This is a genomic window from Paraburkholderia sp. CNPSo 3076 (genome assembly GCF_026343935.1).
Taxonomy (GTDB): domain Bacteria; phylum Pseudomonadota; class Gammaproteobacteria; order Burkholderiales; family Burkholderiaceae; genus Paraburkholderia; species Paraburkholderia nodosa.
The window spans coordinates 43,021-55,338 of record NZ_JAPMAL010000045.1 but is presented as its reverse complement, the minus strand read 5'-3'; the positions used below and the strand labels follow the sequence as shown (position 1 = coordinate 55,338).

General features: G+C 64.6%; 10 protein-coding genes. 4 read left to right on the top strand and 6 right to left on the bottom strand.

Features of this window, described 5'->3' with window-relative positions:
• The 4 genes from M3A49_RS36560 to M3A49_RS36545 form a co-directional block, all read right to left on the bottom strand.
• Positions 1-391, bottom strand: a 391-nt coding sequence (locus tag M3A49_RS36560; protein WP_266233212.1) for an NAD(P)/FAD-dependent oxidoreductase, incomplete at its 3' end; no start/stop codon positions are given.
• A gap of 43 nt (positions 392-434) precedes the next feature.
• Positions 435-2,225 (bottom strand): acyl-CoA dehydrogenase, encoded by a 1,791-nt coding sequence (locus tag M3A49_RS36555; protein ID WP_266233211.1) that lies wholly within the window; start codon positions 2,223-2,225, stop codon positions 435-437.
• A gap of 233 nt (positions 2,226-2,458) precedes the next feature.
• Positions 2,459-3,463, bottom strand: coding sequence for an AraC family transcriptional regulator (locus tag M3A49_RS36550; RefSeq protein ID WP_266233210.1), 1,005 nt, complete (start codon positions 3,461-3,463; stop codon positions 2,459-2,461).
• A 79-nt stretch (positions 3,464-3,542) separates the two neighbouring features.
• Positions 3,543-5,537, bottom strand: coding sequence for an acetoacetate--CoA ligase (locus tag M3A49_RS36545; protein WP_266233209.1), 1,995 nt, complete (start codon positions 5,535-5,537; stop codon positions 3,543-3,545).
• 608 nt (positions 5,538-6,145) lie between these two features.
• Between M3A49_RS36545 and arcD the strand changes: the two genes are divergently transcribed.
• The 4 genes from arcD (at position 6,146) to arcC (ending at position 10,996) form a co-directional block, all read left to right on the top strand.
• Positions 6,146-7,627, top strand: coding sequence for an arginine-ornithine antiporter (gene arcD, locus M3A49_RS36540; protein WP_416339085.1), 1,482 nt, complete (start codon positions 6,146-6,148; stop codon positions 7,625-7,627).
• A gap of 13 nt (positions 7,628-7,640) precedes the next feature.
• On the top strand, positions 7,641-8,900 hold the full coding sequence (gene arcA / locus M3A49_RS36535) for an arginine deiminase (protein ID WP_416339084.1): 1,260 nt from the start codon (positions 7,641-7,643) through the stop codon (positions 8,898-8,900).
• A 49-nt stretch (positions 8,901-8,949) separates the two neighbouring features.
• On the top strand, positions 8,950-9,960 hold the full coding sequence (locus M3A49_RS36530; RefSeq protein ID WP_266233207.1) for an ornithine carbamoyltransferase: 1,011 nt from the start codon (positions 8,950-8,952) through the stop codon (positions 9,958-9,960).
• 106 nt (positions 9,961-10,066) lie between these two features.
• Complete coding sequence (gene arcC / locus M3A49_RS36525; protein WP_254355911.1) at positions 10,067-10,996, top strand: carbamate kinase; 930 nt, start codon at positions 10,067-10,069, stop codon at positions 10,994-10,996.
• A gap of 114 nt (positions 10,997-11,110) precedes the next feature.
• On the opposite strand, the gene M3A49_RS36520 is transcribed toward arcC, so the two are convergent.
• Both M3A49_RS36520 and ppk2 read right to left on the bottom strand, forming a co-directional pair.
• Positions 11,111-11,365: a hypothetical protein gene (locus tag M3A49_RS36520; RefSeq protein ID WP_028207030.1), complete on the bottom strand. Its 255-nt coding sequence runs from the start codon at positions 11,363-11,365 to the stop codon at positions 11,111-11,113.
• Positions 11,366-11,454: 89 nt separating this feature from the next.
• Positions 11,455-12,276: a polyphosphate kinase 2 gene (ppk2, locus tag M3A49_RS36515; protein ID WP_266233206.1), complete on the bottom strand. Its 822-nt coding sequence runs from the start codon at positions 12,274-12,276 to the stop codon at positions 11,455-11,457.
• Between the last annotated feature and the right edge of the window lie 42 nt (positions 12,277-12,318).

Here is a 12,318-nt window from a genome sequence, read left to right as displayed (position 1 = left end):
GCGTGACGTTCGCGAGGCTGATGACATAGTTGCCGTGGTTCTTGAAGTTGTCGGGCAGCGCCCAGTTCGGCACAGATTTAGCCCCCGTTTCGGAAAGAAAAAGGAACTTGTCCTCGGTCACGGGCACGTTCAGCGGTGCGCCTTGCTCCTTCCAGTCCGGAATCAGCTCGTTCAGGGCACGCGGATCCATGACCGCGCCCGAGAGGATATGCGCCCCGATTTCCGAGCCTTTCTCCAGCACGCAGACGCCGATTTCAGCGCCTTTCTCCGCGGCCAGCTGCTTCAGGCGGATCGCGGCAGACAGCCCGGCGGGGCCGCCGCCGACGATCACCACCTCGTATTCCATCGACTCGCGTGGACCGTACTGTGCAATCAGATCACTCGACGACATATCCTCTTCCTTGCTTGCTAACTGAGCGCCCTAAGCCGCTCGATCAAAACTGCACTTCGCTCAGCGCGAGCACGCCAGCGTCGCCCTTTGCGGACAGAATCGACGTCTCGAGGCCGCCTGCCTGCGCGAGAATGTGCTCGGCGTAGAACTGCGCGATCGCGATCTTCGCGCCGTAAAACTCGGCGTCGTTCGCGAGTTCGCGTTGCGAGACGAGCAACGCACGCGCCATCTGCCAGCCGCACAGCACGATGCCCGCGAGCTTGAGATACGGCACGCTGCCCGCGAACACCGCGTTCGGGTCGCGCTTGACGTTCGCAACCACGTAATCGACGACATTCGCCAGCGCGCGTGCGCCCTTCTCCAGTTGCTCGCGCATCGATGCCGCCGCAGCGCCGCCGGCCTGACCCAGTTCCTCAGCAGTCCGGGCGATCTCGCCAAGCAGCGCCTTCGCAACCGCGCCGCCGTCGCGCACCGTCTTGCGGCCTACCAGGTCGTTCGCCTGGATCGCCGTGGTGCCTTCGTAGATGGCGAGAATGCGCGCGTCGCGGTAGTACTGGGCCGCGCCCGTTTCCTCGATGAAGCCCATGCCGCCATGCACCTGGACGCCAAGGCTCGTCACCTCGTTGACCATTTCGGTGCTCCAGCCCTTCACGATCGGCACGAGGAATTCGTAGATCGCGAGATTGCGCGCACGCGCTTCAGGGTCGGCGTGGTAGTGAGCATGGTCGCTATAGGCGGCGGCGACATACGCGAGCGCTCGTGCGCCCTCGGTCATCGCGCGCATCGAGGCGAGCATGCGGCGCACGTCCGGGTGATGGATGATGGTCGCCGACTGCTTGAGCGAGCCGTCCACGGGGCGGCTCTGCACACGCTCCTTCGCGTACGCCACGGCCTTCTGGTACGCGCTCTGCGCCACGCCCACGCCCTGCATGCCCACGCCGAAGCGCGCCGCGTTCATCATGATGAACATGTATTCGAGGCCGCGATTCTCCTCGCCCACGAGGTAGCCGATCGCGCCGCCGTGATCGCCGTACTGGAGCACGGCCGTCGGGCTCGCCTTGATGCCGAGCTTGTGTTCGATCGATACGCAATGCACGTCGTTGCGCGCGCCGAGCGAGCCGTCTTCGTTGACGAGGAACTTCGGCACGACAAAGAGCGAAATGCCTTTCACGCCTTCGGGCGCGTCGGGCGTACGCGCGAGCACGAGGTGAACGATGTTCTCCGCCATGTCGTGCTCGCCCCACGTGATGAAGATCTTCGTGCCGAAGACCTTATACGTGCCGTCGCCCTGCGGTTCGGCGCGCGAGCGTACCAGTGCGAGGTCGGAGCCGGCCTGCGGCTCGGTGAGGTTCATCGTGCCGGTCCAGTCGCCGGAGATGAGCTTCGGCACGTAGCGCGCCTTCAGCTCGTCGCTGCCCGCGGTGAGCAGCGCCTCGATGGCGCCGTCGGTGAGCAGCGGGCACAGCGCGAACGAGAGGTTCGCCGCGTTAAGCATTTCGATGCAAGGCGTAGCGATCAGCTTGGGCAGCGCCTGGCCGCCGAATTCGGACGGATGCTGCAGCCCCTGCCAGCCGCCCTCGACATACTGGCGAAACGCTCCGGCGAAGCCAGGCGTCGCCGTGACCTCGCCGTCGCGCCAGCTGCTCGGCGCGCGGTCGCCTTCTACGTTCAACGGCGCGATGACTTCGCCGGAGAGCTTCGCGCACTCGTCGAGCACGGCCTGCGCAGTGTCGAAACCAGCGTCTTCGAAACCCGGCAGGGTTGCGACGGCGTCGATGCCGGCCAGCTCTTTCAGCACGAACAGCATGTCCTTGACAGGGGCGTTGTAGCTCATGATCGGTCCTTCCAGTCACTCAGGGGTCAAATTGGATGCGCCGCCGGGCCAGGGTTACCTGGGTGGCTACCTTGCGGCAGTACAGGACGGATCGTAGCGTCAATGGGCCGCAATACCATTGTCCAAACCGGACCACATGGTGACAATTCTGGCCACGGTGTCGGCGGCTGTGCCCACCCATCATGGGTGGGTGTCGGCACTTTGCGCCGGGCGGCGCTCAGGCGCCCAGCCGCTCAGCCGCGCCGGCGGTAAGTGCCGGGCGTGCTGCCCGTCCAGTGGCGAAAGGCGCGGTGAAAGGCGCTGGGGTCGTCGAAACCCAGATCGCCGCCGATGGCCGCGATCGTGTCCTGGGTGTCGGTGAGGCGCTGGATCGCCACGTCGCGGCGCAGTTCGTCCTTGAGCGCCTGGAAGGTGGTCTCCTCCGCGGCGAGGCGCCGGCACAGCGTGCGCACCGAGCAGTGCAGGCTGTCGGCCGCCGCTTCGATGGTCGGCAGATCGGGCAGTTGCGTAGCCAGGTACTGACGCACGTTGTGGCTCACGAGCTGCTCGCTGAAGGTCTCGAAGATCCAGTCGCCGGGAGAGCGCGCGAGAAACGCGCGCAGGTTGCGTTTGCTCTGCCGGATCGGCATGTCGAGATAGGCCGCGCTGAAGCGCATCAGCGTGGCCTCGCAGCCAAAGCGCACGGGCCCGGAGAAGAAGTAGCGGTGATCGAGCGCGTGCGGCGGCTGCGCGCAGGCGAAATCGACTTGCAGGAGCGGAATACGCTGGCCGATCAGCCAGGAGGACACGCCATGCGCGAGCTTGAGCGTCAGCTCCTGGCCGAGCGGCCCGATCGCGCCGTACGCCGGGTTGGCGCGTAATGCCACCTGGGCCACCAGCCCCTGACGGCGCGATTCGAGCCGGAAATCGTCGAGCACGATGTGGAAGAACTGGTCGAAGCGATGCAGCGCCGTTTCGAGGTTGCGCGCATCGAGCAGGCTCAGGCAGAGAAACTTGAGCGTGCCGCTGCGCAGCGGCCGGCTGAAGATGCCGGGCATCTCGTCGTCGAGTTCGATGGCGAGCGTCTGGTAGAGCGTGGAGAACTGCTCTTCCGTCACACGGCCACCCGGCTTGGCGAGCAGTTCCAGCGCGATGCCCGCCTCGTTGAGATAGCGGCGGATCACGGTGGGCTCGGCGCCCGCGCCGGCGAGAAAGCCGTTGACGAGCGAGATGGGAACGGTGGCGCTAGGCGATGGCATGCATTGACGATGGAAGGCCGCGGAAACGGACGGACATCGGCGTCGGTCCGCGCGCCATTTTAAATCGGCGCGGCCAGAATCACGCGGCCGGGCCCCTCGTCCGCGCAAACGCCGCAAACCACGCGAGACTTTCCGGGTTGGCCATGGTGTCCGGATTGGCCACCTTCTCGAGCGGCTGCCCGAGCAGAAGCCGCTTGATCGGCACCTCCATCTTCTTGCCCGATAGCGTGCGCGGAACGGCTTGAACCTGATGGATCTCATCGGGCACATGGCGCGCCGAGAGCGCCTCGCGCACGCGCGCGCGAATGCGCTGCGCGAGCGCGTCGCCCAGATCGACACCCGGGCGCAACACCACGAAGAGCGGCATTGACGAGCTGCGCCCCAGGTACTCCAGATCGACCACGAGGCTGTCGAGCACCTCGGGCACCGACTCCACCGCGCGATACAGCTCACTCGTGCCCATGCGGATGCCGTGGCGGTTGATGGTGGCGTCCGAGCGTCCGTAGATGACCGCGCCGCCGCGGGGCGTGATGCGCAGCCAGTCGCCGTGGCGCCAGATGCCAGGAAACATGTCGAAGTAGCTTTCGCGGTAGCGCAGGTTCGCTTCGTCGCGCCAGAAGTAAAGCGGCATCGAAGGCATCGGCGCGGTGCACACGAGTTCGCCGACTTCGTCGATGCGCGCGTGCCCGGCGTCATCGAATGCCTCGACGCACGCGCCTAGGCACCGGCACTGCATTTCGCCGAGATAAACCGGCAAGGTCGGCACGCCGGCGAGGAAGCAGCCCGCGAAGTCGGTGCCGCCCGAAATCGCATCGATCCAGACAGGCCCCACCTGCTCGAGTATCCAGGCATACGCTTCAGGCGGCAGCGGCGAGCCGGTCGAGCCAACCGCGCGCAGGCGCGAGAGATCGGCCGCCGCACGCGGCTCGACGCCGGTCTTCAGGCACCCCTGGAAGTACGCCGCCCCCGCGCCGAAGAACGTCACGCCCGTCTCGCCCACGAAGCGCCACAACGCCTGCGCGTCGGGATACGTGGGGTTGCCGTCGTAGAGGCAGAGCGTCGCGCCCGCGAGCAGGCCGCCCACCTGGCAGTTCCACATGATCCAGTTCGTGCTGGCGTACCAGTGGAAACGGTCACCCGGGCTCAGGTCGAGATGCAGCGCGGTGAGCTTCACGTGCTCTACCACGATGCCGCCGTGCGAATGCACGATGGCCTTGGGCATGCCCGTCGTGCCCGACGAATAGACGATCCACAACGGATGATCGAACGGCACGTGTTCGATCTGCAGCGGGACGTTGCCAGCGATGGCGTCGCGCCATGCCGTGGCCTGCGGGTACGCCTTCGCGTCGGCGTCCGGGTCGAGCTGCGGGACGAACACGAGGTGCGCCACGCTCGGCAATTCGCGCAGCAGATGGTGAATCAGCTCGCGCCGGTCGTGCGGCTTGCCGCCGTAGCGATAGCCGTCCACGGCGAACAGCACCTTCGGCTCGATCTGCCGGAAGCGGTCGAGCACCGCGAGCGGCCCCATGTCGGGCGAGCACACCGACCAGATCGCGCCCACGCTCGCCGTGGCGAGGAATGCCACGACGGTTTCGGGCGTGTTCGGCATGAAAGCCGCCACGCGGTCGCCGCGCGTCACGCCCATGCGCCGCAGCGTGGCCGCGCAAGCCGCAACCTGGCGGCGCAGCTCCGCCCAGCTCAATTCGCGCGTGCGCCCCGCCATGGGGCCGCTCTCGCTGCGCGAAACGATCGCGGGCCGCGCGTCGCTCGCGAGCTGAAAGGCCCGCTCGACGTAGTTCAATTCGACACCCGGAAACCAGCGTGCACCGGGCATCGCCGCATCGGCGAGCGCCACGCCGCGCGGCTCGCGCGAGGGAATCTGCGCCCAGTCCCACAGCGCGCTCCAGAAACCGTCGATGTCCTCGACGGACCAGCGCCAAAGCGCGTCGTAGTCGTCGAACGCGAGACCGCGCGTCTCGCCGAGCCATTTCATGAACCGGGTTACGCGCGCTGATTCGACTTGCTGCGGTGTCGGCGTCCAGGCCGGAGCGGATGCGGGAACAGTTTCGTTCATCTCGTTGCGTGAGCTCGTGCGGGTTCGTTTGACCTAATGGTGCCGGAGCCGGTGCGCCTCGAACAATTCAGGGAAACCAGTGGAAGGTTTCCAACCGCGTTTGCTGACGACGATGTCCGCTAACGTCGCGTGCAATGACATGTCACGTTGTGATTATTTCCAATATTTCGAATAAAAGCGGTAATTGAACACTTACGCGCGATCAATATTTTGTTTCCCGATTTAATCTAAGATAAATCCAAATTCACATGCCGGGTTGTCCTGCACAAATAGATCGAACCGCTAATTTACCTTGCGCCGCGTAACGCCTGTTTTACCGGGAAAGTCCGGCAATACGGCCCATTCCGTACGCAATTGGCATAAGGCCCGTCATAAAACTGCAATCCACTGACGCCTTTAATTTGGCTAATTCCCGCCGGTTTGCCTCTCCCTATCGGACCAAGGTCTTATTGTCAGATTGCGCGCCCCCTATCAGATTGAGCGCGTAGCGGCACGGGTTCCGCTCTCGCGGCATGCGAACCGCGCTGCAGACTCAGGCACAAGCATGTTGATGGCCTCGCGCGCAGCGCGAGATCTGCAACCCAGCCGGCTCGTACAGGAGATCGCGCATGTCCGAATCGACGTCTACGCCTCACCCCGCCGCCAAGCCCGATAGCGCCGCCGCGCCAGCCGCTGCCAACAGGCTTCGCCTCGGCGCGCTCACTGCCCTCGTCGTGGGCTCGATGGTGGGCGGCGGTATCTTTTCCCTGCCGCAAAACATGGCGGCGAGCGCCGACGCCGGCGCGGTGCTGATCGGCTGGGCGATCACCGCGGTCGGCATGCTCATGCTGGCGTTCGTGTTCCAGTCGCTGGCCATACGCAAGCCCGAACTCGACGGCGGGGTCTACGCCTTCGCGAAAGCCGGCTTCGGCGACTACATGGGCTTTGGCTCGGCCTGGGGCTACTGGATCAGCGCGTGGCTCGGCAACGTCGGCTACTTCGTTCTCCTGTTCAGCACGCTCGGCTACTTCTTCCCGGTGTTCGGCGAGGGCAACACGCCGATCTCCATCATCTGCGCCTCGGTGCTGCTCTGGGCGCTGCACTTTCTCGTGCTGCGGGGCATCAAGGAGGCTGCGATCGTCAATCAGATCACTACGGTCGCGAAACTGGTGCCGCTATGCCTCTTCATCGTCATCTGCGCGTTTGCGTTCCGCTCCGGCACTTTCACGGCCGACTTCTGGGGACAAATGAATCCCAAGCTCGGCAGCGTGACGAACCAGGTCCGCAACATGATGCTCGTGACGGTGTGGGTGTTCATCGGCATTGAAGGCGCGAGCATTTTCTCCGCGCGTGCGGAAAAGCGCAGCGATGTCGGCAAGGCCACGGTCATCGGTTTCGTCGGCGTGCTGCTCCTGCTCGTGCTCGTGAACATCCTTTCGCTCGGCGTGCTCACGCAGCCGAAGCTCGCGGCCCTGCAGAATCCCTCGATGGCGGGCGTGCTCGAAAACGTGGTCGGCCACTGGGGCGCGATTCTCATCAGCGTGGGGCTCGTCGTGTCACTCGCGGGCGCGCTGCTCTCGTGGGTGCTGCTGTGCGCCGAAATCATCTTTTCGGCCGCGCGCGACCACACGATGCCAAACTTCCTGCGCAAGGAAAACGCGAAGCACGTGCCCGCCAACGCGCTGTGGCTCACGAACGGCATGGTGCAGATCTTCCTCGTCATCACGCTGTTCTCGAAGGGCACGTATCTTTCGCTCATCTATCTCGCGACCTCGATGATCCTGCTGCCCTACTTCTGGTCGGCAGCCTACGCATTCCTGCTCGCACTGCGCGGCGAAACGTATGAAGCCAACAGCGGCGGGCGCAACAAGGACCTCGTCATCGCGGGCATCGCCGTGATCTATGCGGTCTGGCTGATTTACGCCGGCGGCCTCAAATACGTGCTGCTCTCCGCGTTGCTCTACGCGCCGGGCATCGTGCTGTTCGCACGCGCAAAACGCGAGGTCGGCCAGCCCGTGTTCACCAACATCGAGAAGTTCGTTTTCGCCGCTGTGCTGATCGGCGCATTGCTGGCGGCTTTCGGCCTGTACAAGGGCTTTCTCACCCTCTGATTCGAGGAGTCTCATGATGAGTACGGACACTGTCGCCTTCGGCGTCAATTCCGAGGCAGGCAAGCTGCGCAAGGTCATGGTATGCGCGCCGGGTCTCGCGCATCAACGCCTCACACCCAGCAACTGCGACGAGCTGCTTTATGACGACGTGATTTGGGTCAGCCAGGCGAAGCGCGACCACTTCGACTTCGTGACGAAGATGCGCGAGCGCGGCGTGGACGTTCTCGAGATGCACAATCTGCTCACGGAAACGGTGCGACACCCCGAAGCGCTCCAGTACATTCTCGATCGCAAGGTTCGCCCCGAGACCGTGGGCGTTTCGCTCGCCGGCGAGGTGCGCAGCTGGCTCGAAGGGCTCGAGCCGCGCAAGACCGCGGAATTCCTCATTGGCGGCGTGGTTGCCGAAGATATTCCGGATACCGAACAAAGCAAGATCCTCAAGGAATTTCGCCGTTATCTGGGCTATTCGAGCTTCGTGCTCGCGCCGCTGCCCAACAGCACCTTCACACGCGACACGACCTGCTGGATCTACGGCGGCGTTTCGCTCAATCCGATGTACTGGCCGGCCCGCCGGCAGGAAACGCTGCTCACCACAGCCATCTACCGGTATCACCCCGAGTTCGCGGGCAAGGACTTTCAGGTGTGGTACGGCGACCCCGACGAGGACCATGGCGCGGCCACGCTCGAAGGCGGCGACGTGATGCCGATCGGCAACCGCGTCGTGCTGATCGGCATGGGCGAGCGCACGAGCCGCCAGGCAATCGGCCGTCTCGCGCAGAACATTTTCGCCAAGGGCGGCGCCGAGCGCATCGTCGTGGCGGGCCTGCCCAAGTCGCGCGCGGCCATGCACCTGGACACGGTATTCAGCTTCTGCGACCGCGACCTCGTGACGATCTTCCCCGAAGTGGTCAACGAGATCGTGCCGTTCTCGATTCGCCCCGACGAAAAGAGCCCCTCGAAGCTCGACCTGCGCCGCGAGGAAAAGCCCTTCGTGGACGTTGTGGCCGAAGCGTTGGGTTTGAAGAGCCTGCGCATCGTCGAGACCGGCGGCAACGCGTTCGCGGCCGAGCGCGAGCAATGGGACGACGGCAACAACGTCGTGTGCGTCGAGCCCGGCGTCGTGATTGGCTACGACCGCAACACCTATACGAATACGCTGCTGCGCAAGGCCGGCGTGGAGGTCATCACGATCACGGCGAGCGAACTGGGCCGCGGGCGAGGCGGCGGCCACTGCATGACTTGCCCGATCGTGCGCGACGCCGTCGATCTCTGAGCGTCGCCCCCTATCCGCATTCCCACTGCATTCGCAACGGAGAAACGACATGGCTTTCAACCTGCGCAACCGAAGCCTGCTTAGTCTGATGCACCACAACACCCGCGAGCTGCGTTATCTGCTCGACCTCTCGCGCGACCTCAAGCGCGCCAAGTACACGGGGACCGAGCAGCAGCACCTCAAGGGCGTCAACATTGCGCTGATCTTCGAGAAGACCTCCACGCGCACGCGCTGCGCGTTCGAAGTCGCGGCCTACGACCAGGGCGCGAACGTCACCTATATCGATCCGACCTCCTCGCAGATCGGCCACAAGGAAAGCATGAAGGACACGGCGCGTGTGCTGGGCCGCATGTACGACGCGATCGAGTATCGGGGCTTCAGGCAGGAGATCGTCGAGGAACTGGCTAAGTTCGCTGGCGTGCCGGTGTTCAACGGCCTCACCGACGAATACCACCCCACGCAGATGCTCGCCGATGTGCTCACCATGCGCGAGCATTCGGACAAGCCGCTCACGCAGATCAGCTACGCGTATCTCGGCGACGCCCGCAACAACATGGGCAACTCGCTGCTGCTCATCGGCGCGAAGCTCGGCATGGACGTGCGCATCGCGGCGCCGAAGTCGCTCTGGCCGCACGACGATCTCGTGGCGGACTGCAAGAAGTTCGCCGAGGAAAGCGGCGCGCGCATCCTGCTGACCGAGGACCCGAAGGCCGCCGTCAAGGACGTGGATTTCGTGCACACCGACGTGTGGGTCTCGATGGGCGAGCCCATGGAAGCCTGGGGCGAGCGCATCAAGGCGCTGCTGCCCTATCAGGTGAACATGCCGCTCATGAAGGCGAGCGGCACGCCGCATACGCGCTTCATGCACTGCCTGCCCGCCTTCCACAACAGCGACACGGTGATCGGCAAGCAGATCGCAGACAAGTATCCAGAGCTCAAGGGCGGCGTCGAGGTCACGGAGGAAGTGTTCGAGTCGCCGCTGAATCTGGCCTTCGAACAGGCGGAAAACCGCATGCACACGATCAAGGCGATTCTCGTTTCGACGCTCGCCGACATTTGAACCGTACCGATTGACGGCGCGCGTGCGCCGCGCGGCCGGGTTGCAAACCCGGCAACGCGGTGCATGCGCCCCGCTTCACCGACACGCATCACCTTGGGAGTCAGACATGCGAATCGTGATTGCGCTTGGCGGGAACGCGCTGCTGCGTCGCGGCGAGCCGATGACGGCGGAGAACCAGCGCGAGAACGTGCGCCTCGCGGCCACCCAGATCGCGCAGATCGCACAGGGCAACGAACTGGTGATCGCCCACGGCAATGGGCCGCAGGTCGGCCTGCTCGCGCTGCAGGGAGAGGCCTACAAGGACGTGCCCGGCTACCCGCTCGACGTGCTCGGCGCGCAGACCGAGGGCATGATCGGCTACATGATCGAGCAGGAACTCGGCAATCTCCTGCCGTACGAGGTGCCCTTCGCGACCATCCTCACCCAGGTCGAAGTGGACGCGAACGATCCGGCATTCCAGCATCCGAGCAAGCCGATTGGCCCGGTCTACACGAAGGAGCAGGCGGAGACGCTCGCCGCCGAGCGCGGCTGGGCCATCGCCCCGGACGGCGACAAGTTCCGGCGTGTCGTGGCGAGCCCGCGGCCGAAGCACATCTTCGAGATCCGCCCCGTGAAATGGCTGCTGGAGCGCGGCACGATCGTGATTTGCGCGGGCGGCGGCGGCATTCCGACGCTCTACGGCGAAGGCCACAAGCTGGGCGGGGTGGAGGCCGTGATCGACAAGGATCTGTGCTCCGCCCTGCTCGCGCAGGAACTGGAGGCCGATATGCTCATCATCGCCACCGACGTGAACGCCACGTACGTCGACTGGAGCAAGCCGTCGCAAAAGGCGATTGCGAGCGCGCATCCCGACGAACTGGAGAAACTGGGCTTCGCGGCCGGGTCGATGGGACCGAAGGTCATGGCGGCCGCGGAGTTCGCGCGCAACACCGGCAAGGATGCGGTGATCGGCGCGCTGGCCGATATCGTGGCGATTACCCAGGGCAAGGCGGGCACGCGCGTGAGCACGGGCAGGCCGGGCTTGATCTTCCATTAAGGCTGGCCTGTTCGGCCTGGGAGCGGGCGCGTCGAAACGGCGCCTGAAAATGCAGGGCGCGCACCGCAGCTGGCGAAGCCGCGGTGCGCGCCCTGTTGTGCGTTTGCGTGGCGCCTACTCCTCGCGTGGCGGCGGCATGACCTGGGCGCTGATGGTGTGCTCGCGCCAGAACAGGTTGTTAATGCGGCCCTGCAACCTGCGCAGCCCCTCCTCGCTCGCGGCGTGGAAGGTGAGCAGCGCGCCGGGACGGCCCGCCCCCTCGATACGCTGAATCGCGTCGTATGGCGGAAAACCGTAGCGCTCCAGAAACTCGTTGATTTCGGCGTCCGTGACGTGTTCGTCGATATTACCCAGCAGCAGCTCGGCCATGGTCTACCCCTCGTGAGCGTTCAATCGTGATGATAGTGTGGTTTGATCCGGCACGACGACAGGCTGCGCCGGATCGAACGCAATGCCGCTCAGTACTTCTCCTGCACGTAGCGGTAAGGATAGTCCGGGTCGCGGTAGCCTTGTGGCTTCTGGCGTTCGGGCAGCGTGACCTTCTCGCGCGGCAGCGCTTTGTACGCAATGGTGTTCAGAATATGGCCGATGACGTTCAGACGCGCACGCTTCTTGTCGTCGGATCGGACAACGAACCATGGGGATTCCGGCGTATCCGTCATTTCGAACATTTCGTCGCGCGCCCGTGAATAGTCGTACCAGCGGCTATACGACAGGAGGTCCATGGGCGAAAGCTTCCAGATCTTGCGCGGATCGTTGATGCGACCTTCGAGGCGCCGGGTCTGCTCTTTCTGGCTCACTTCGAGCCAGAACTTGATGAGGATCGTGCCCGAGTCGATGATGGCGCGCTCGATGAGCGGCACCCCGCGCAGGAATTCCTTCGCCTGTTCCGGCGTGCAAAAACCCATCACGCGCTCGACGCCCGCACGGTTGTACCAGCTGCGGTCGAACACCACGATCTCGCCCGCGGCGGGCAACAGCGGCAGGTAGCGCTGGAAGTACATTTGCGACTTCTCGCGCTCCGTGGGCGCGGGCAGCGCGAAGACGCGAAACACGCGCGGGCTGACCCGTTCGGTGAGCGCCTTGATCGTGCCGCCCTTGCCTGCGCCGTCACGGCCTTCGAACAGGATGCATACCCTGAGGCGCTTCTGGACCACCCACTCCTGCAAGCGAACGAGTTCGCCATGCAGGCGCTCGAGTTCCTTTTGATAGGCCTTTTCGCTGAGTTTTTCCGTCGGCGCGGCTGCGCTCGCGGCCTTGACTTCGTCTTTCTTCGCCATTGAATCGCTCCCCGCTTCAGACGCCTCACACGAGGCATCCAT